The 18,367-nt window shown below is 67.7% G+C and carries 18 protein-coding genes; 11 read left to right on the forward strand and 7 right to left on the reverse strand.

Annotation, left to right across the window (positions count from 1 at the left end):
• Positions 1–53: 53 nt before the first annotated feature.
• Positions 54–3,152 (reverse strand): efflux RND transporter permease subunit, encoded by a 3,099-nt coding sequence (locus tag YWC_RS0103745; protein ID WP_027864174.1) that lies wholly within the window; start codon positions 3,150–3,152, stop codon positions 54–56.
• Entirely contained in the window at positions 3,149–4,273 is a 1,125-nt protein-coding gene (locus YWC_RS0103750; RefSeq protein ID WP_027864175.1) for an efflux RND transporter periplasmic adaptor subunit, read from the reverse strand. The genes YWC_RS0103745 and YWC_RS0103750 overlap by 4 nt, the downstream gene beginning before the upstream one ends.
• A 142-nt stretch (positions 4,274–4,415) precedes the next feature.
• On the opposite strand from YWC_RS0103750, the gene hpnC reads away from it, so the two are divergent.
• From hpnC to YWC_RS0103780, 6 genes are all read left to right on the forward strand, one after another.
• Positions 4,416–5,225: a squalene synthase HpnC gene (hpnC, locus tag YWC_RS0103755; RefSeq protein ID WP_027864176.1), complete on the forward strand. Its 810-nt coding sequence runs from the start codon at positions 4,416–4,418 to the stop codon at positions 5,223–5,225.
• A 76-nt stretch (positions 5,226–5,301) separates the two neighbouring features.
• Complete coding sequence (hpnD, locus tag YWC_RS0103760) at positions 5,302–6,135, forward strand: presqualene diphosphate synthase HpnD (RefSeq protein WP_027864177.1); 834 nt, start codon at positions 5,302–5,304, stop codon at positions 6,133–6,135.
• The gene (gene hpnE / locus YWC_RS28155) at positions 6,122–7,528 is read left to right on the forward strand and encodes a hydroxysqualene dehydroxylase HpnE (protein ID WP_036212847.1); all 1,407 of its coding nucleotides are present in this window, start codon (positions 6,122–6,124) and stop codon (positions 7,526–7,528) included. The genes hpnD and hpnE overlap by 14 nt, the downstream gene beginning before the upstream one ends.
• 36 nt (positions 7,529–7,564) lie before the next feature.
• A complete protein-coding gene (locus YWC_RS32630; RefSeq protein ID WP_156923462.1) occupies positions 7,565–7,726 on the forward strand; it encodes a hypothetical protein in 162 nt (53 codons plus the stop codon).
• A 13-nt stretch (positions 7,727–7,739) separates the two neighbouring features.
• Entirely contained in the window at positions 7,740–8,534 is a 795-nt protein-coding gene (locus YWC_RS0103775; RefSeq protein WP_027864178.1) for a DUF1700 domain-containing protein, read from the forward strand.
• A 2-nt stretch (positions 8,535–8,536) separates the two neighbouring features.
• Positions 8,537–9,343 carry a head GIN domain-containing protein gene (locus YWC_RS0103780; RefSeq protein WP_027864179.1) on the forward strand — a complete coding sequence of 269 codons (807 nt, stop codon included), beginning with the start codon at positions 8,537–8,539 and terminating at the stop codon, positions 9,341–9,343.
• On the opposite strand, the gene YWC_RS28160 is transcribed toward YWC_RS0103780, so the two are convergent.
• A complete protein-coding gene (locus tag YWC_RS28160; RefSeq protein WP_036212850.1) occupies positions 9,333–10,580 on the reverse strand; it encodes a TIGR03862 family flavoprotein in 1,248 nt (415 codons plus the stop codon). The genes YWC_RS0103780 and YWC_RS28160 overlap by 11 nt on opposite strands.
• 145 nt (positions 10,581–10,725) lie before the next feature.
• Between YWC_RS28160 and YWC_RS0103790 the strand changes: the two genes are divergently transcribed.
• The 5 genes from YWC_RS0103790 to dctP all read left to right on the forward strand — a co-directional run bounded on the left by YWC_RS0103790 (position 10,726) and on the right by dctP (position 13,757).
• Positions 10,726–11,112, forward strand: a complete 387-nt coding sequence (locus YWC_RS0103790) for a hypothetical protein (protein WP_027864180.1) — start codon at positions 10,726–10,728, stop codon at positions 11,110–11,112.
• Positions 11,109–11,312 carry a helix-turn-helix transcriptional regulator gene (locus tag YWC_RS0103795; RefSeq protein ID WP_027864181.1) on the forward strand — a complete coding sequence of 68 codons (204 nt, stop codon included), beginning with the start codon at positions 11,109–11,111 and terminating at the stop codon, positions 11,310–11,312. Before YWC_RS0103790 ends, YWC_RS0103795 begins: the two co-directional genes overlap by 4 nt.
• Positions 11,309–12,253, forward strand: coding sequence for an alpha/beta fold hydrolase (locus tag YWC_RS0103800; protein WP_027864182.1), 945 nt, complete (start codon positions 11,309–11,311; stop codon positions 12,251–12,253). Before YWC_RS0103795 ends, YWC_RS0103800 begins: the two co-directional genes overlap by 4 nt.
• Positions 12,254–12,270: 17 nt before the next feature.
• Positions 12,271–12,501 (forward strand): hypothetical protein, encoded by a 231-nt coding sequence (locus YWC_RS0103805; RefSeq protein WP_027864183.1) that lies wholly within the window; start codon positions 12,271–12,273, stop codon positions 12,499–12,501.
• Between the two features lie 242 nt (positions 12,502–12,743).
• A complete protein-coding gene (gene dctP, locus YWC_RS0103810) occupies positions 12,744–13,757 on the forward strand; it encodes a TRAP transporter substrate-binding protein DctP (protein WP_229413000.1) in 1,014 nt (337 codons plus the stop codon).
• A gap of 34 nt (positions 13,758–13,791) precedes the next feature.
• Here dctP and moaD read toward each other — a convergent pair whose 3' ends face one another.
• The 4 genes from moaD to YWC_RS0103830 all read right to left on the reverse strand — a co-directional run bounded on the left by moaD (position 13,792) and on the right by YWC_RS0103830 (position 18,351).
• Positions 13,792–14,049, reverse strand: coding sequence for a molybdopterin converting factor subunit 1 (gene moaD, locus YWC_RS0103815; protein WP_027864185.1), 258 nt, complete (start codon positions 14,047–14,049; stop codon positions 13,792–13,794).
• 7 nt (positions 14,050–14,056) lie between these two features.
• On the reverse strand, positions 14,057–15,265 hold the full coding sequence (locus YWC_RS0103820; RefSeq protein WP_027864186.1) for a molybdopterin molybdotransferase MoeA: 1,209 nt from the start codon (positions 15,263–15,265) through the stop codon (positions 14,057–14,059).
• A 13-nt stretch (positions 15,266–15,278) separates the two neighbouring features.
• Positions 15,279–16,754 (reverse strand): threonine synthase, encoded by a 1,476-nt coding sequence (gene thrC, locus YWC_RS0103825; RefSeq protein WP_027864187.1) that lies wholly within the window; start codon positions 16,752–16,754, stop codon positions 15,279–15,281.
• A gap of 208 nt (positions 16,755–16,962) precedes the next feature.
• Positions 16,963–18,351: an L-serine ammonia-lyase gene (locus YWC_RS0103830; RefSeq protein ID WP_027864188.1), complete on the reverse strand. Its 1,389-nt coding sequence runs from the start codon at positions 18,349–18,351 to the stop codon at positions 16,963–16,965.
• Positions 18,352–18,367 lie beyond the last annotated feature (16 nt).

Genomic DNA, 18,367 nt, shown 5'->3' on the forward strand with positions numbered 1-18,367 from the left:
TGGATCCCGGCCTTCGCCGGGATGACGGCTCCGCGGTGAGTGAACAAAGGACACTACACGGTCTTCGTGCCAACCGGCTTCTTGACCCGGAACCACGCCGCATACAGGGCCGGCAGGAACAGCAGGGTGAGCGCCGTCGCCACCAGCAGGCCGCCCATGATCGCCACCGCCATCGGTCCCCAGAACACGGAGCGCGACAGCGGAATCATCGCCAGCGCCGCCGCCGCGGCCGTCAGCAGGATCGGCCGGCAGCGCCGCACCGCCGCCTCGACGATCGCGTCCCAGGCTTCTGCCCCGCCCGCGATGTCCTGCTCGATCTGGTCGACCAGGATCACGGAATTACGGATGATCATGCCGAACAGCGCGATCACGCCCAGGTTGGCGACGAAACCGAAGGGCCGGCCGAACACCAGGAGCGCCATTGCCGCACCCGCGATCCCGAGCGGTCCGGTGAGGAAGACCAGCAGCGAGCGTGAAAAGCTGTGCAGCTGCAGCATCAGGAGCGTGAACACGATGAACAACACCAAGGGCACGTTGGCCATGATCGAGGCTTCCGCATCCGAGCTGTCGGCCGCCGCGCCTTCCACCTTGAGGCGGTAGCCCGCCGGCAGCCTGGCGCGGATCGCGGCCAGCTTCTCGTCCACCTGGGCGGTGACGGTGGGGCCCTGGATGCCCTCGACCACGTCGGACTGGACCATGATGGCCCACTCGCGCCCCTCGCGCCAGACCACGCCCGGCTCCCAGACAAAGGCCACGCGCGCCACCTGCCCGACCGGCACGGCGCCGCCGCCGGCGGTCGGCACCAGGGCCTCGGACAGGCGGGTGATGGTCGAACGCTCTTCGAGCGGCTGGCGCACCACGATGTCGATCAGGCGGTTGGTCTCGCGGAACTGGCCGACCGGCGTGCCGGTCAGCGTGGTGTTGATCACGCGCCGCACCGCCTGCGAGGTGACGCCGAGCGCGCGCAGCTTGTCCTGGTCGAGGTCGAGGCGCAGCACCTTGACCGCTTCGTTCCAGTTGTCGTTGACGCCCACCGTGTTCGGGTTGGCGCGCATGACTTCCCTCACCTCGTCGGCGACCTTGCGCACCACGCCGATGTCCGGCCCCAGCACCTGGAACTGCACCGGATAGGCCACCGGCGGCCCGTTCGGCAGCAGCTTCACGCGCCCGCGCACCTCGGGGAAGTCATTGCGGAAGGCTTCCTCGATTGTCAAGCGCAGCGCATCGCGCGCGGCCGCATCCACGGGCAGCACGATCAGCTGGGATACGTTCGACTGCGGGAAGATCTGGTCCAGCGGCAGGTAGAAGCGCGGGCTGCCGGTGCCGACATAGCTGGTCACGCTCTGCACGCCCTGCTGCTGCCTGAGGAAGCCCTCGAAGCGCTTGACCACCGCTTCGTTCGCCGCGAAGCTCGTGCCTTCCGGCGACCACATCTCGACCATCAGCTCGGGACGGCTAGAATCCGGGAAGAACTGCTTCTCGATGAAATTAAAACCGAACACGCCCAGCGCGAACACGCCCAGGCTCAGGGCGATCGTGGTCTTGCGCCACTCGACGCAGCGGCTCACGAGGCGCCGGAAACGCTCGTAGGCCGGGCTGTCGAACACGTCGTGCGAGGATTCGCCCTGGCCGTGCGGCTTGACCTTCAGCAGGATGTAGCCGATATAGGGCGTGAACACCACCGCCACCACCCACGAGATCAGGAGGGCCAGCGCGTTCACCGAGAACATCGTGAAGGTGTATTCGCCGGCGGCCGACTTGGCCAGGCCGATCGGCAGGAAGCCCGCCGCCGTGATCAGGGTCCCGGTCAGCATCGGCATCGCGGTGGAGGTGTAGGCGAAGGTGGCGGCCTCGAAGCGCGACAGGCCCTCTTCCATTTTGCGCACCATCATCTCGACCGCGATGATGGCGTCGTCCACCAGCAGGCCGAGCGCGATGATCAGGGCGCCCAGCGAGATCTTGTGCAGCGAGATGTCGAGCACCCGCATGAACAGGAAGGTAATCGCCAGCACCAGCGGAATCGTCAGCGCCACCACCAGGCCGGGGCGCACGTCGATGCGCAGCTTGGGCTTGGTGTGCAGGCCGAGCGCGATGAAGGACACGGCCAGCACGATGATCACCGCCTCGATCAGCACCTTGATGAACTCGTTGACCGAGGCGGTGACGGCCTGCGGCTGGTTCGATACGCGCTCGAGCTCGATGCCGACCGGCAGCTGGGCACGTATGCGGGCGACGGTCTCGTCCAGGCCCTCGCCGAGACGGATGATGTTGCCGCCCTTCTCCATCGACACGCCCAGGCCGATCACTTCCTTGCCGTTGAAGCGCATCTTGTCGCGCGGCGGGTCCTGGTAGCCGCGCTTGACCGTGGCGAAGTCACCCAGGCGGAAGGTGGCATTCCCGGCGCGCAGCTGCAGGTTTTCCAGCAGCTCGAGACTCTTCAGGGCGCCGGTGACCCGCACCTGCAGGTTGTCGCTCGGCGTCACCAGGACGCCGCTGGCCTCCACCTGGTTCTGGGTGGCGATCTGGTTGACGATCTGCTCGAAGGGCACGCCCAGCTGGGCGAACTTCTTGCTGGAGAATTCGATATAGATCTTCTCGGCCTGCACGCCGAACTGCTCCACTTTCGCGACCAGCGGCACCTTGAGCAGTTGCTGGCGCACGAAGTCGGCGTAGTCGCGCATCTCGGCCGGCGTGAAACCATCGCCCGAGAGCGCGAAAATCGAGCCGTAGGTGTCGCCGAATTCGTCGTTGAAGAAGGGCCCGACCACGCCCTGCGGCAGGGTGGCCGCCATGTCGCCGATCTTCTTGCGCACCTGGTAGAAGGCCGGCGCGGTCTCATGGGGCGGCGTCGACTCGCGCAGCTCGAGGATGATGGTGGTCTCGCCCGGCTTGGAGAAGCTGCGGATGCGGTCGATGTAGGGCGTCTCCTGCAGCTTCTTCTCGAGCGGGTCGGTCACCTGCTCGGCCATCTGCACCGTGGTCGCCCCCGGCCAGACGGCGCTCACCACCATCGCGCGGAAGGTGAAGGGCGGGTCTTCGTCCTGGCCCAGCTGCTGGTAGCTCAGGATGCCGCCGATCAGGAGCGCGGCGATCAGGTAGCGCGTGAGCGGGATGTGCTCCAGCGCCCAGCGCGACAGGTTGAAGCCCCTCATTTGCCGGCTCCGTTACCGCCGCCGACCGCGGCGGCCTCGGTATCGCCGCGGCGCGCCACGTCGGCCGTCAGGATGCGCACCTTCTGGCCCGGCTTGAGCAGGTGCACGCCGGCCGTCACCACGGTCTGGCCGGGCTGCACGCCGCCCGAGAGCAGGATATCGTTGCCCGACTGGCCCGCCACCTCTACCTTCCGCATCTGCACCACGCCCTTGTCGACCACCCAGACGCCCGTCACGCCCTTGTCCTGCACCAGGGCGCTGAGCGGCACCCGCAGCGCCGCGGCGTTCGAGCCGCCGCCAGTGGTCATTTCCACCGTCGCCGTCATGCCGAGCCGGATGTCGGCGCGCGCCGGGATCGATACCTTGACGGTATAGGTACGGGTCGCCGGATCGGCCACCGGCGAAACTTCGCGGATCTTGCCGGGAATTGCTTCGGCGCGCTTGGCCCACAGGCGCACATTGACGTTGCTGGCCTGGCGCAGCGCCTCGACCCGGTCCTCGGGGATGCCGATCACGACTTCCTTCTCGTCGGTCCGGGCCACCCGCACCACCGGCGCGCCGGCGGCCACCACCTGGCCGACTTCGGCGTCGACCGCCGTCACCACGCCGTCAGCGTCCGATTCCAGGTTGGCATAGCCGGCCTGGTTCGACTGGCCGCGGAAGCCCGCGCGCGCCGCATCGACGTTGGCCTGGGCCGCGCGCAGCGCCGCCTGCTTGGCGTCGAGGACGGCCTGGCTGACGAAATTCTGGGCGCGCAGGTTCTGGTGGCGCTTGTAGTCGGCCTGGGCCAGGTCGCGCTCGGTCTCGGCGGCGCGCAGCGTGGCGCGCGCCTGGGCCTCGGCCAGGCGCAGGTCCTGCGGATCCAGGCGCATCAAGACCTGACCGTCCTTGACCTCGGCGCCGACATCGACCCGGCGCTCGACGATCTTGCCGCCCACCCGGAATCCCAGGCGCGATTCATAGCGCGGCCGGACGTCGCCCGAGAACTCGACCCGCTGGCCGCCGGTGCCGGCGGCCAGCTGGATGGCGCGCACCGGGCGCACCTCCTCTAGCCTGGGCTCCTCCTTGCCGCAGCCGGCCAGCAGGAAGAGCAGCAAGGGCGCGGCATATGCGGCGCGCATGGGAGAAAAGCTCGGACGAAACTTCGGAGATGCAGACACGTGGGTTCCCCTGTCGATCATGTGCCAAGTTAGGGCATTTGTAATCAAGCAATTATAATCAGTGAAAGAGCCAGAAAACCGACATTAGAGTCAACAGTCAAATATGCCAGTTGAGCATTACGAGAACTTCCCGGTCGCCTCCTTCCTGCTGCCGCGCCGCCTGGCGCCCGCGGTCGAGGCCATCTATGCCTTCGCCCGCAGCGCCGACGACATCGCCGACGAGGGCGACGCCGCCCCGCCCGAACGCCTGGCCGAACTGGAGCGCTATGGGCGGGAGCTCGCGGCCATCGAACGCGGCCTCACGCCGGCCGACCCGCTGTTCGCGCGCCTGGCCGGCGTGGTGCGCGAGTTCCGGCTGCCGGTCGCGCCCATGCACGACCTGCTGTCGGCCTTTCGCCAGGACGTGACGACCACCCGCTATGCCGACTACACCGCGCTGCTCGACTATTGCCGGCGCTCGGCCAACCCGGTCGGGCGGCTGATGCTGGAACTCTATGACGCCGTCGACGAGCGCAACCTGCGCGATTCGGACGCGATCTGCACGTCGCTACAGCTCATTAACTTCTGGCAAGACGTTGCGATCGACCTGCCCAAGGGCCGCATCTACCTGCCGCTGGAAGACCTGGAGCGGCACGGCGTGTCCGAGGCGGAGCTGGCCTCCGGGCCGGCCACGCCGGCCTGGCGCGCCCTGATGCGCTTCGAGGTGGAGCGCGCCCGCGCCCTGATGCTCAGCGGCACGCCGCTGGTGCACCGCCTGCCGGGCCGCATCGGCTGGGAACTGCGCCTCATGGTGCAGGGTGGGCTGCGCATCCTGGAAGCGATCGAAAAGGCCGAGTACGACGTGTTCCGGCGCCGTCCGACGCTGGCGGCGGCCGACTGGATCGTGGTGGCCTGGCGCGCCTTCAGAATGTGATCGATGTTCGCAACGCTATCCGCATCGGCTAAGATAGCGGATTCGCCTCAGCAATCAGCAACAAAACAAACAATACATGTCCCCCGACGAATACTGCCAGCAAAAGACGGTCCAAAGCGGCTCCAGCTTCTACTACAGCTTCCTGTTCCTGCCGCCGGAGCGCCGCCGCGCGATCACCGCGCTGTACGCCTTCTGCCGCGAGGTCGACGACACCGTCGACGAAACTTCCGATGCGTCGGTCGCGCGCATCAAGCTGGCCTGGTGGCGCACCGAAGTCTCGACCATGTACAAGGGCTCGCCGACGCACCCGGTCACCCAGGCGCTGCAGCCCCATGTTGCGACCTACAAGCTGGAAGAACAGCACCTGCAGGCGGTCATCGACGGCATGGAGATGGACCTCGACCAGAGCCGCTACCTCGACTTCGCCGGCCTGCAGAAGTACTGCTGGCGGGTGGCCGGCGTGGTCGGCATCCTGTCGGCCAGCATCTTCGGCTACACCAGGCCGGAGACCCTGGCCTATGCCGAGAAGCTCGGCCTGGCCTTCCAGCTGACCAACATCATCCGCGACGTCGGCGACGATGCGCGCAAGGGCCGCATCTACATCCCGGTCAACGAGCTGCAGCAGTTCAACGTAACGGCCGCCGACATCCTCAACTTCCGCCACAGCGAGAAGTTCGAGGCCCTGATGCGCTTTCAAAATGAACGCGCCCAGCGCACCTACGACGAGGCCCTGGCCCTGCTGCCGAAACAGGACCGGCGCGCCCAGCGTCCCGGCCTGATGATGGCCGCCATCTACCGCACCCTGCTCAACGAGATCGCGCACGACAACTTCCAGGTGCTGAACCAACGCATCTCGCTCACGCCGCTGCGCAAGCTGTGGCTGGCCTGGAAGACCTATGTCCGCACCTGACAGCGGCGGCCTGCGGGTCGCCGTGGCCGGCGGCGGCTGGGCCGGCTGCGCCGCCGCGGTCGAACTGGCGGCCGGCGGCGCCCGGGTCACCCTGGTGGAGGCCGCGCGCAGCCTCGGCGGCCGCGCGCGCGCCGTCGAGGTGGGGGGAAAGATGCTCGACAACGGCCAGCACATCCTGCTGGGCGCCTATGGCGAAACCCTGCGCCAGCTGGCCCGGGTCGGCATCGATCCGGACCAGGCCCTGCTGCGCCTGCCCGTGCAGATGCGCTATCCCGAGGGCAGCGGCGGCATGGACTTCGTCGCTCCGCGCTGGCCGGCGCCGCTGCACCTGCTTGGCGCCCTGGTGCGCGCCAAGGGACTGGCGCGCGCCGACAAGCTGGCCCTGGCCCGCTTCACCACCGCGGCGCGCACGATGGGCTGGGTGCTGTACGACGACTGCACGGTCGACGAACTGCTCGAGCGCTTCGACCAGACCCCGCGCCTGAACCGCCTGCTGTGGCATCCGCTGTGCATCGCCGCGCTCAACACGCCGCCGGAACGCGCCTCGGCCAAGGTGTTCCTGGCGGTGCTGCGCGACAGCCTGGGGGCGAAGCGGCGCGCGGCCTCGGACATGCTGCTGCCGCGCCTGGACATGGGCGCCCTGTTCCCGCAGGCGGCGGCGCGCTTCGTCGAGCAGCATGGCGGCGAGGTGCGCCTGGGGTGCAAACTCACGGCCGCCGCGCCCACCGACAGCGGCTGGCGGCTCGCCCTGGGCGGCTTCGATGCCGAATTCGACGCGCTGGTGCTGGCCACGCCCGCCACCCAGTCGGCCGCCATCCTGGCGCCGCACGCGCAGGACGTGGCCGCGCAGCTGGCCGCGCTGGCCTACGAGCCGATCGCGACCTGCTACCTGGCATACGATCCGTCGGTTCGCCTCGAGCTGCCCTTCTACGCCCTGCTCGACGATCCGGCGCAGGGGCGCTGGGGCCAGTTCGCCTTCGACCGGGGCCAGCTCGATGCCACCCAGCCGGGGCTGCTGGCGGTGGTGGTCAGCGCCGCCGCCGAGGCGGCAGCGCTCGACCAGGGGGCGCTCGGCAAGATGATCGCGGCCCAGCTGGCGCACGACCTGCGCCGCCCGGAGCTGGCCACACCGCAATGGACCCGGGTGATCACCGAGAAGCGTGCGACCTTTTCCTGTACCCCGGGACTGGTCCGACCCGGCAATGAAACACCCCTGCCCGGCGTGGTGCTGGCGGGCGACTACACGGCCGGTGACTACCCGGCGACGCTCGAGACCGCGGTGCGGAGCGGCGTGGCGGCCGCCACGCTTATCCGTGCCTACGGCAAGCTGCCCCCAGAAAAACGCAGACTGTCGCACACCGATGGCGGCCAGGGGCCGACTTCCGTAAAGTAGCAGCATCGAAACAGGCCTTACGGATTGAACAAGAACATGAACAAGATGAGCAACTTCGAACTCGGTGTGCGCGCCCTGGCCCTGGTGGCCGTCGTGGCCTTCAGCACCGCCGTCCTGGTCGAGCCCGAACTCATCGGCGGCAGCAAGCGCGACACCGCACTGGCGATCGGCGCAATCCCGGCGCTCAATCATCACTGATCGGAACCGCAGCATGGGCAAACTGGAATATCTCGACGCGCTCAAGCGGGCCCTGGGCGGCCTGCCGCCGGAGATCCAGGCCAAGACCCTGGCCTGGTATGAGCAGCGCTTCGTCGACGGCGTGGCAGCGGGCCGCAGCGAGGCCAGCATCGCCGAAGAACTCGACGACCCGCGGAAAATCGCGGTGACGCTGCGCGCCAACGCCCACATGGACGCGTTCAAGGAAAAGAAGTCCCCTGCCAACGCCGTGCGCATGCTGGTCGCCGGCGTTGGCTTGCTGGTCTTCAACCTGTTCATGGCGATCCCGGCGGCCGTGTATGCCTCGCTGCTGGTGGCGGTCTACGGCACCGCGCTCGGCTTCTACGTGTCGGGCATCGCGATCACCGCGAGCGGCCTGGCCGGCGCCAATGAGCTGGTGTTGAACAATCCGCTGCACCGGATCGAAGTCATGGCCGACGGCGAGCGCCGCGAGACGGTCGAGAACAGCCGCACCCGGGTCTCGATCGGCAAGCAGGGCATTCACGTCTACGAGGACGAGCCGCAGGAAGACAGCGCCGGCGCCGACGACCCGGCCGACGTGGCCAAGTCCTCGATCGTCATCCGCCGCGCCGAGAAGGTCGCCGACGCCGGCATTCAGATCAGCACCGACATGGACGGCGAATCGCGCACCACCCAGACCCTGGTCGGCTTCGCCATGGTGCTCGGCGGGATCCTGCTGTTCCTGCTGTCGCTGGTCATCACCAAGTACACCTTCATCGGCCTGAAGCGCTACGTCAGGATGAACCTGTCGCTGCTACGGGGAGCCTGAACATGCGCGCATTGCTGAAAGTCGGATTCAGTCTCCTGATGCTGGCCTTCGTCCTGATTGGCCTGAGCTATGCGGCGCTGCGCGCCAATGGCGTGGCCGCGGCCAGCGAAGGGCGCCAGGTGAGCAGCGAGAAGCGCGAGGTGCCGGCGGGCGTCAAGGCGATCGACCTGGATGGACCGATCGACCTGAACGTGCGCTACGGCGCGGCGCCCTCGCTCGAGGTGCGCGGCGAGGCGCGCCTGCTCAACAACGTCGACGTGAATGCCGATGGCGAGGTCCTGCACATCGGCATCCGCGGCATGGTGCTGGGCCATCGCCGCCCGCTGCAGGTGGAACTGGTGCTCCCGCGCCTGGACAGCGTCAAGATCGACGGCAGCGGCGACAGCACCGTCAACGGCTTCTCCGGCGAGCGCATCGAAGCGCGCATGCAGGGTTCCGGCAGCCTGCGCTTCAACGGGCGCTTCCGCCAGGTCGACGCGGCCCTGAGCGGCAGCGGCGAACTGGACCTGAATGCGGGCCCAAGCATCGAGCGCTTCGACGCCGTGCTGACCGGTTCCGGCCACCTGACCATCGTCGGCGGCACCCGCGAACTGCATGCCAATGCCAGCGGTTCCGGCGAACTCGATGCGCGCCACCTGCGCGCCGAGAAGGTCGAGGTGAGCCAGACCGGCTCGGGCCGCAGCACGGTGCATGCGCGCCAAAGCGTCGCTGCCTCGATCTCGGGCAGCGGCGACATCGAAGTGAACGGCAATCCGGCCGAGCGCAGCGTCAGCCGCACCGGCAGCGGTTCGGTCACCTTCAGCGAGTAGGTTCCAGGAACGCAAGCGCGTCGCGCCCGGCGGCGCGCCCGCTGCCGAAGCAGGCGGTCAGCAGGTAGCCGCCGGTCGGCGCTTCCCAGTCGAGCATTTCTCCCGCCACGAACACACCCGGCAGCGCGCGCAGCATCGCACTGTTCCCGTCCAGCGCCTCGAAACGCACCCCGCCCGCGCTGCTGATCGCCTCATCGATCGGGCGCGGGCGCATAAGCACGAGCGGCAAGGCCTTGAGCGCCCGCGCCACCCTGCCTGGGTCGGCATACGCTTCCTTCGACAGGCATTCGTGCAGCAGGCCGGCTTTCACGCCCTTGATCCCGAGGCGCCCCTGCAGGTGGCTCGACATCGAGCGCGAGCCGCGCGGATGCGCCACCTCGGCCAACACGCGCGCTTCGTCGAGATCGGGCAGCAGGTCGAGCCAGATGGTGGTGCTGCCCGCGGCCGCGATCTGGTCGCGGAGCAGCGCCGAGACGGCGTACACCAGGCTACCCTCGATGCCGGACCCGGTGACGACGAACTGGCCCTGGCGCTTTTCCAGGGCGCCCCCTGCGCCGCGCCAGGCAAGCGCCACGGTCGTCAGCGGCGCGCCCGCATGTTTTTCCCTGAAGTGCGTGCTCCAGTCGACGTCGAAGCCGCAGTTGGACGGGACCAGGGGCGCCACCTCGACGCCGCGCTCGGCCAGCAGCGGCGCCCAGGCGCCGTCGGAGCCGAGCCGCGCCCAGCTGGCGCCGCCCAGGGCCAGCACGGTGGCGTCGGCCTCCAACAGGATCTCGCCGTCCGGCGTGGCCATGCGCAGGCGGCCGTCCTGCCAGCCCAGCCAGCGGTGCCGCATGTGGAAGCGCACACCCGCTTCGCGCAGGCGGTGCAGCCAGGCGCGCAGCAGCGGCGCGGCTTTCATCTCGAGCGGGAACACGCGTCCGGAGCTGCCGACGAAGGTGTCGATGCCGAGTCCATGGATCCAGTCGCGCACCGCCTGCGGGTCGAAGCCGTCCAGCCAGCGCCCGATTTCGCGCTCGCGCTCCCGGTAGCGGCTGCGGAAGGCCGGCAGCGGCTCCGAATGGGTGATGTTCATGCCGCCCTTCCCGGCCAGCAGGAACTTGCGGCCGCTCGAGGGCATCGCATCGTAGACGTCGACCTGCACCCCGCCCGCGGCCAGGGTTTCGGCGGCCATCAGGCCGGCGGGACCGGCGCCGATCACGGCGACGCGTTTGCTTGGGTTGGACGGCTGGTTCATCGGCAATATCGGGGAAAGGCGAAGGAGCGGCATTGTAGTCGAGTTTGCAGCCTGCATAAAATGCGGGAGTCGATGTAAAGGGAGCTTGACATGTCAAGTTCGCTTGACTACGATGTAAAGCATACTTTACTTTGCGGAGGATGTCATGCATGAGAAGCGGGTTGGAAAAGTCTACGTCCGCGAACTGATGGGCGCACTCGGGCTGTACATGGTCCTGCTGTTCGCCGCGATCCGCTGGGGCCGCCCGATGGAAGACGGCCTGGCGCGCACGCTGGTGCTGCTGTCGCCGATGATCGGCTTCTGCGCCGCCCTGTGGGTGATCGCGCGCCACTTCGGCCGGATCGACGAATACCTGCGCATGCGCCTGCTGGAAAACGTCGCCCTGGCCGCCGCCATCACCGCCGGCCTGACCTTCAGCTATGGCTTCCTGGAGACGGCCGGCTACCCGAAGCTGTCGATGTTTACCGTGTGGTGCGTGCTGTGCGGCGCCACCATCCTGGTCCAGCTGTTGCGCAAGCTGCTTGACCGATGAACAACCATATCCGAACCCTCCGCGCCGAGCGCGGATGGAGCCAGGCCGAGCTGGCCGACATGCTCGACGTCTCGCGCCAGAGCGTGAACGCGATCGAGACCGGCCGCTACGACCCCAGCCTGCCGCTGGCCTTCGCGATTGCCAGGCTGTTTCAACTACCGATCGAATCGATCTTCATCCCAGACCAGGAGTCAGCATGAAAGCATCCCTGTTGTTCGCACTACTCGTCGGCCTGGCCGGCGCCACCCTTGTACCCGCCGCCTCGGCCCAGGCCCCGACCGAGGCGCCGAACCGCTTCGCCGCCCAGCCGACGCCCGCCGAGCGCTTCGAGATCAAGGGCATGCTGGTCGAGCGCCACGGCAATGGCGCGCGCCCGCTGATCCTGGTCCCTGGCCTCGCCACGGGGGGCTGGGTATGGGGCCAGATGGTGCGCGATTTCGCGCCGACCCACACCGTCTACGTCGTGACCCTGCCCGGCTTCGACGGCCGCCCCGCGGTGGACGGCGATCCCTTCGATGCGGCCAAAGGCGCGCTCGCCGAGCTGATCGCGTCACGCAAGCTGTCCAAGCCGGTCGTGATCGGCCACAGCCTGGGAGCCACGCTGGCGCTCGCGCTGGCCCAGGACCTGCCCCAGCAGGTGGGCGGCGTGGTTGCCATCGACGGCCTGCCGGTATTCCCGCGCACCGAAGACATGCCGCCGGAGCAGCGCGCTGCGATGGCCGAGGGCATCCGCAAGCAGATGGCTGCGCTGGCCGGTCCTGCGTTTGCCTCCCAGCAGCACCAGTACATGCGCAGCATCGGCATGGTCGACCTGGGCAAGGCCGACGACGCGGCCAGGCTGACCTCGCGCAGCGATCCGGGCGCTGTCGCAGCCTACATGGGCGCGGTGCTGTCGCGCGACCTGCGCCCCGGCCTCGCAAACGTCAAGGCCCCGGTCTTGATGCTGGTGCCCTACTTCGCGCCGGACGCCGTGGTCCTGAATAACATCACCATCGCCGACAAGCTGGCGTATTATCAGGAGCTGATGAGCGGCACCCCTCGCCTGGAAGTCGAAGCCATCGACAAGGCGCGCCACTTCGCGATGGTCGACCAGCCCGAAGCCGTGGCCGATGCAGTCCGGCGTTTCCTCAAACACCTGTGAACACGAAGGAGAACCTGATGCAAAAGCTGATCTACTGGAGCGGACAATACCTGCTGGCGGCCGGCTCGATGTTCGCCCTGCTGGTCTCGATCGACGTGTTCCTGCGCGGCGAGGCGTTCGAGACCGGCTGGCGCGAATCGCTGGCCTGGTCGCTGATGGCCTCCGCCATCTTCATCGGTTCGCGCTACTACCGCGCCGACCGCGGCGCGAGCTGCGCGATGTGCCGCCATCCCGACACCAAACGCTGATGCGCTTTTCCTCCAAGCTGCATCAAGACGGACGCGGGGCGGCAAGGCGATACTGCCGCCCTGGCGTATGCATGCATTTGTCATATCCATAAGATTCTGCTTGACAATACATGTAACAGGAATATTCTTGTACCCGCTACAACGAACGATGGCGCCCGCTCGACGAGGTCGGCCACGATTCGCCAAGGCAGTCCGTTTCAACATCTTGGAGGATGTGTATGTCGGTAATGACAAGGGCAGCAATGTCCCGTAGGACGATGCTGGGCGCGATCGCGTCCAGCCCACTCTGGATGCAGTCCGCATGGGCGCAACCAAACCTGAAGATCTCCCACCAGTTCCCGCGCGCCAGCCTGGCAGAAGGCGATTTCCGCGACCGCTTGTGCCGCATGTTCGCGGCCAACGTCGAACGGCGCACCCGCGGCGGCCTCAAGTTCTCGATCCATCCGGCCGCCAGCCTGATGGCCGCGAACGCCCAGATCGGCGCGCTGCGCAGCGGTGGCCTGGACATGGCGCTGGTGCCGCTGTCCTATGCCGGCGCCGAGGCGCCGGAGGCCAACATCGGCCTGATGCCGGGCCTGGTCACCTCGTACGAGCAGGGCTATGCCTGGAAGAATGCGCCGGTCGGCCGCGAACTGACCCGCATCCTGAACGACCAGGGCCTGGTCGTGGTCAGCTGGATCTGGCAGGCCGGCGGCGTCGCATCAACCGGCAAGCCGATCGTGCATCCGGAAGATGTCGCCGGTCTCAAGGTCCGCGGCGGTTCGCCGGAAATGGACCGCCTGCTGCTCGACGCCGGCGCCACCGTGGCCACCATGCCGTCCAACGAGATCCCGGCCGCCATGCGCGAGGGCAGGCTGGACGCGGCACTGACCTCCTCGACGTCGCTGATCTCGTTCCGCCTGCAGGAATCGGCGCGCGCCCTGACCACGGCGCGCGGCGGCGCCTACTGGTTCATGTTCGAGCCCTTGATGATGTCGCGCACCGTGTTCGACCGCCTCACCAGGCAGCAGCAGGCGGCGGTGATGGCGGTGGGCGCCGAGATGGAAGCCTTCGCGCTCAAGGCCGCCCGTGCGGACGACGCCGCGGTGGCATCAGTGTACGCCAAGAGCGGCGCCCAGATCGTCGACCTGAATGCGGAAGCGCTGCGCAAGTGGCAGGCGGTAGCGCGCACCAATGCATGGCGCGAGTATGCCGAGCGCAGTGCGAACTGCGCCAAGCTGCTGGCGCTGGCGGAGCAGTCGATCGCGATGATCTGATGCTCCAAACGGCTGGGCGGCTACAGCGCCCGGCCTAGCCGCCCGTCACGGGCGGGAAGAATGCCACTTCGGCGCCATCCTGCACCACGGTGTCCGGTCCGCACATCACCTGCTGGTGGGCCGTGCGCACCGCCCGGTCCGTTCCCAATGCTTCGGCCCACACGCCGCCGCGCGCAGTCAGGTGCGTGCGCACCGCTCCCACGGTCGCCACGCCTTCCGGCAGCTCCAGGCTTTCCTGGGAGGTGCCGAGCTGCTCGCGCACCGACGCAAAATACCGCAATGTGATCTTCATGTGCATCCTAATGCTGCAGTTCGGCGAAGGGAATGAAACGCACCAGGTCGCCTTCGAGAATCGCCTGGCCCGGCGGGTTGTCCACCAATCCATCGCCCCAGACGGTCGAGGTCAGCACGCCCGAGCCCTGGTTGGGGAACAGGTCGAGGCCGCCGGCCGCGTTCACCCGCACGCGCAGGAACTCGTTGCGGCGGTCGCCCTTCGGCAGGGTGAAGTCGGCGCGCATGGTGTATCCGCGTGGCTCCACCGGGCCGCGCACGCCCTGCAGGCGCAGCAGGAAGGGCCGCACGAACAGCAGGAAGGTGATGAAGCTCGAAACCGGATTGCCGGGCAGGCCGATAAAGAAGCAATTCCCATCCTTCCTGCGGATTTCGCCGAATGCCAGCGGCTTGCCCGGCTTGACGGCGATCTGCCACATGTTCAGCTGCCCTTCCGCTTCGACGGCGGGCTTGATGTGGTCTTCCTCGCCCACCGACACGCCGCCCGAGGTGATGATCAGGTCGTGCTCGCGGGCCGCCTCGCGCAGGGTCGCGCGGGTGGCGTCCAGCGAATCCGGCACGATGCCGTAGTCGGTGAATGCGCAGCCGAAGTTCTCCAGCAGGCCGCGCAGGGTAAAGCGGTTAGAGTTGTAGATGGCGCCCGGCTGCAAGGGCTCGCCCGGCATGGCCAGCTCGTCGCCGGTAAAGAATACCGCGACCCGCACGCGGCGCAGTACCGGGAGTTCGGCCAGGCCGACCGAGGCGGCCAGGCCGAGCTCCTGGCTGCGCAGGCGGGTGCCGGCCGGCAGGATCACGGCGCCGGCGGCGACATCCTCGCCGGTACGGCGGATCCACTCCCCAGGACGCGGCGCGTGGCGCACCGTGACGCTGTCGCCCACCGCCTCGCACTGCTCCTGCATGACGACGGCGTCGGCGCCCGGCGGAATCAGGGCGCCGGTGAAGATACGGGCGGCAGTGCCGGCCTCCAGCGGCGCGCCGACGCTGCCGGCCGGGATGCGCTGGGCCACGCGCAGGGTCGCGCTGCCGCTCTCGCAGTCAAGCGCGCGCACCGCGTAGCCGTCCATCTGGGTGTTGTCGGCGGAGGGAACGTCGATGGTCGCGAGCTGGTCTTCGGCGAGCACGCGACCATTCGCCTCGAGGGTCGGGACCGTCTCGGCATCAAACACCGGACGCACCGCGTCGAGCAGCTGGCCCAGGGCCTCGCGCACGGACAGCATGGGCGGCTTCATCTCACAGCCCCGTGTGCTGTGCGATGTAGGCCTTCATCGCCTCCACGCTCGGCTGCATGACGACGAATCGCTGCGGCAGCGACTCGATGTCCTCGAAGCCGGCCGGGCGCTCGGCATCCTGGCCCAGCGCTTCCAGGATGGTCTCGTTGAATTTGGCGGCCAGCGCGGTTTCCAAGACGATCATGGGCACGCCAGGCTGCATGTGTTCGCGCGCGACCTTGATGCCGTCGGCGGTGTGGGTATCGATGGTGATGTCGTAGTCGTCCGCCACGTCGCGGATGGTCGCGAGACGGTCGGTGTGGGTCGATTTGCCGGAGGCGAAGCCATACTGGCCCACCAGCTTCCACTCGTCGCCATCGCTGCCCGGCCCGCCCGACAGGTCGAAGCCGCCCTGGGTGTCGACCTTGCGGAACAAGGCATGGGTGCGCTCGGCGTCGCGGCCCACCAGTTCGTACACGAAGCGCTCGAAGTTGGACGCCTTCGAGATGTCCATCGAGGGGCTGCTGGTGTGGAAGGTCTCGGCGGGCTTGCGCACGCGGTACCTGCCTGTACGGAAGAATTCGTCGAGCACGTCGTTCTCGTTGGTGGCGGCAACCAGCTTGTCGATCGGCAGGCCCATCATGCGGGCGATGTGGCCGGCGCAGATGTTGCCGAAGTTCCCCGACGGGACGGTAAACGAGACTTTCTGGTCGTTACTGGTGGTAGCCGCCAGGTAGCCGCGGAAGTAGTACACCACCTGGGCCACCACGCGTGCCCAGTTGATCGAGTTGACGGTGCCGATCTTGTGGCGTGCCTTGAAGGACAGGTCATTGGACACCGCCTTGACCATGTCCTGGCAGTCGTCGAACACGCCTTCGACGGCGATGTTGAAGATGTTCGGGTCCTGCAGGCTGAACATCTGCGCGGTCTGGAAGGCGCTCATCTTCTTGTGCGGGGACAGCATGAACACGCGCACGCCGCGCTTGCCGCGCATCGCATACTCGGCGGCGCTGCCGGTGTCGCCGGAGGTGGCTCCGAAAATGTTCAGCTCGTCGTTGTTCTTCGCCAGCGCGTACTCGAACAGGTTGCCGAGCAGCTGCATGGCCATGTCCTTGAAGGCCAGGGTCGGGCCGTTCGACAGGGCCTGCAGCACCAGCTTGCCGCCTGCGCCGTCTTCCAGCACGCGCAGCGGGGTGATGTCGGCGGCTGCTTCGCCGCTCCTGGCGTTGCGGTAGACCTCAGCGGTGTAGGTCTTCGCGGTCAGGGCGCGCAGGTCGGCGTCAGGGATGTCGGTGGCGAACTTGCGCAGGATTTCGTAGGCGAGTTCGGCGTAGGAGAGCGTGCGCCAGGCATTCAGTTCCTCGCCTGTGACCTGCGGGTATGCTTCGGGAAGGTACAGACCGCCGTCCGGGGCGAGGCCCGCAAGCAGGATGTCGGAAAAGCGCTGGGGATTGCGTGCTGCGGACGCGCTGGTCGCGCGGGTGGAGACGTAATGCATACGGGTCGGGATCCGGTTGGGGCCAAAGTTGAACTTTTATTATAGCGCCCCAGCGCTTCGTATGCTGTGCTGCAAAAAAAGCTGGTGGCTGCAGAGCCAAATTAGATCCCGGCCTTCGCCGGGATGACGAACTTAGGGCTAGTGGTCACAACTCCGTAGTCCGTGACACCAGCACGTCGTCCCGGCGCAGGCCGGGACCCAAGTTTGCTCAGCAGGCCGCGTGATTGACCGTCACCACGTGCACGGCGAGACCGCCCAGCGAGGTCTCCTTGTACTTCACCTGCATGTCCGCGCCGGTCTGGCGCATCGTCTCGATCACGTTGTCCAGGCTGACGAAGTGGGTGCCGTCGCCCTTCAGGGCCAGCGAGGCCGCGGTGATCGCCTTGATCGCCCCCATGCCGTTGCGCTCGATGCAGGGAATCTGCACCAGCCCGCCGATCGGGTCGCAGGTCATGCCGAGGTGGTGCTCGATGCCGATCTCCGCGGCGTTCTCGATGCGCTCGTTGGAGCCGCCCAGGGCCGCCACCAGGCCTGCCGCCGCCATCGCGCAGGCCACGCCAACCTCGCCCTGGCAGCCGATCTCGGCGCCAGAGATCGACGCGTTCTTCTTGCACAGCATGCCGATCGCGGCGGAGCTCAAGAGGAAGTCGCGGATGCCCTTCACCGGGTCGCTCGGGCGGCAGTCTTCGGCGTAGTAGCGCAGCACCGCCGGGATGATGCCGGCCGCGCCGTTGGTCGGGGCAGTGACGACACGGCCGCCGGCCGCGTTTTCTTCGTTGACCGCCATCGCATACAGGGTCACGTGGTGCGTCGCATCATGCGGCAGCTCGTTGACGCGTTTACCCTCAACGCAGTGCGCCTGCTTCCACAGCTTGGCCGCACGGCGCTTGACGTTCAGGCCGCCCGGCAGCTGGCCTTCGGTGACCAGGCCGTGGGCGATACAGTCGTGCATGACCTGCCAGATGCGGTCCAGGCCCGCATCCAGGTCGAGCTCGCTCATGCGCGCCAGTTCGTTCGCGCGCAGCATGTGCGGGATCGACAGGCCGTGCTCCCTGCCCTGCGCCAGCAGCTCGCTCATGGTGCTGAAGGGGAAAGGTACCTGCCTTGACGCCGGCTCGCCCGCGCGGTTCTGGCTTTCGCCCGCCGCGGTGATGAAGCCGCCGCCCACCGAGTAGTAGATGCGCTCGATGATGCTGCCGTCCGCCAGCTTGAGCACGAACTTCATGCCGTTCGGGTGTTCGGGCAAGGTCGACTGCTTGTGCCATACCAGGCCGGTGGCGTACTGGAACGGCACTTCCTTCTCGCCCAGCAGTTTCAAGACGCCGTCCATCTCGGCTTCGGCCAGCTTGTCCTCGACGGTATCCGGGTCGATGCCTTGCGGGGTTTCGCCCATCAGGCCCAGGATCACGGCCTTGTCGGTGGCGTGGCCGACGCCGGTCAGGGCCAGCGAACCGTACAGGTGCGCCTCGACGCCCACTGCCTGCTCGAGCGAACCGCACTCCAGCAGGAAGCGGCGCGCCGCCACCATCGGTCCCACCGTGTGGGAGCTCGACGGCCCGATACCGATCTTGAACAGATCAAAAACACTCATGTCCATCGTTGTCTCGACTCTT

The organism is Massilia alkalitolerans DSM 17462 (assembly GCF_000427785.1).
GTDB lineage: Bacteria > Pseudomonadota > Gammaproteobacteria > Burkholderiales > Burkholderiaceae_D > Telluria > Telluria alkalitolerans.

What these genes read in the sequence shown, in the direction of transcription:
- YWC_RS0103745 (WP_027864174.1), bottom strand. Translation starts at nt 3,152, where the DNA reads ATGAGGGGCTTCAACCTGTCGCGCTGGGCGCTGGAGCACATCCCGCTC.
- YWC_RS0103750 (WP_027864175.1), bottom strand. Translation starts at nt 4,273, where the DNA reads ATGCGCGCCGCATATGCCGCGCCCTTGCTGCTCTTCCTGCTGGCCGGC.
- hpnC (WP_027864176.1), top strand. Translation starts at nt 4,416, where the DNA reads ATGCCAGTTGAGCATTACGAGAACTTCCCGGTCGCCTCCTTCCTGCTG.
- hpnD (WP_027864177.1), top strand. Translation starts at nt 5,302, where the DNA reads ATGTCCCCCGACGAATACTGCCAGCAAAAGACGGTCCAAAGCGGCTCC.
- hpnE (WP_036212847.1), top strand. Translation starts at nt 6,122, where the DNA reads ATGTCCGCACCTGACAGCGGCGGCCTGCGGGTCGCCGTGGCCGGCGGC.
- YWC_RS32630 (WP_156923462.1), top strand. Translation starts at nt 7,565, where the DNA reads ATGAACAAGATGAGCAACTTCGAACTCGGTGTGCGCGCCCTGGCCCTG.
- YWC_RS0103775 (WP_027864178.1), top strand. Translation starts at nt 7,740, where the DNA reads ATGGGCAAACTGGAATATCTCGACGCGCTCAAGCGGGCCCTGGGCGGC.
- YWC_RS0103780 (WP_027864179.1), top strand. Translation starts at nt 8,537, where the DNA reads ATGCGCGCATTGCTGAAAGTCGGATTCAGTCTCCTGATGCTGGCCTTC.
- YWC_RS28160 (WP_036212850.1), bottom strand. Translation starts at nt 10,580, where the DNA reads ATGAACCAGCCGTCCAACCCAAGCAAACGCGTCGCCGTGATCGGCGCC.
- YWC_RS0103790 (WP_027864180.1), top strand. Translation starts at nt 10,726, where the DNA reads ATGCATGAGAAGCGGGTTGGAAAAGTCTACGTCCGCGAACTGATGGGC.
- YWC_RS0103795 (WP_027864181.1), top strand. Translation starts at nt 11,109, where the DNA reads ATGAACAACCATATCCGAACCCTCCGCGCCGAGCGCGGATGGAGCCAG.
- YWC_RS0103800 (WP_027864182.1), top strand. Translation starts at nt 11,309, where the DNA reads ATGAAAGCATCCCTGTTGTTCGCACTACTCGTCGGCCTGGCCGGCGCC.
- YWC_RS0103805 (WP_027864183.1), top strand. Translation starts at nt 12,271, where the DNA reads ATGCAAAAGCTGATCTACTGGAGCGGACAATACCTGCTGGCGGCCGGC.
- dctP (WP_229413000.1), top strand. Translation starts at nt 12,744, where the DNA reads ATGTCCCGTAGGACGATGCTGGGCGCGATCGCGTCCAGCCCACTCTGG.
- moaD (WP_027864185.1), bottom strand. Translation starts at nt 14,049, where the DNA reads ATGAAGATCACATTGCGGTATTTTGCGTCGGTGCGCGAGCAGCTCGGC.
- YWC_RS0103820 (WP_027864186.1), bottom strand. Translation starts at nt 15,265, where the DNA reads ATGCTGTCCGTGCGCGAGGCCCTGGGCCAGCTGCTCGACGCGGTGCGT.
- thrC (WP_027864187.1), bottom strand. Translation starts at nt 16,754, where the DNA reads ATGCATTACGTCTCCACCCGCGCGACCAGCGCGTCCGCAGCACGCAAT.
- YWC_RS0103830 (WP_027864188.1), bottom strand. Translation starts at nt 18,351, where the DNA reads ATGGACATGAGTGTTTTTGATCTGTTCAAGATCGGTATCGGGCCGTCG.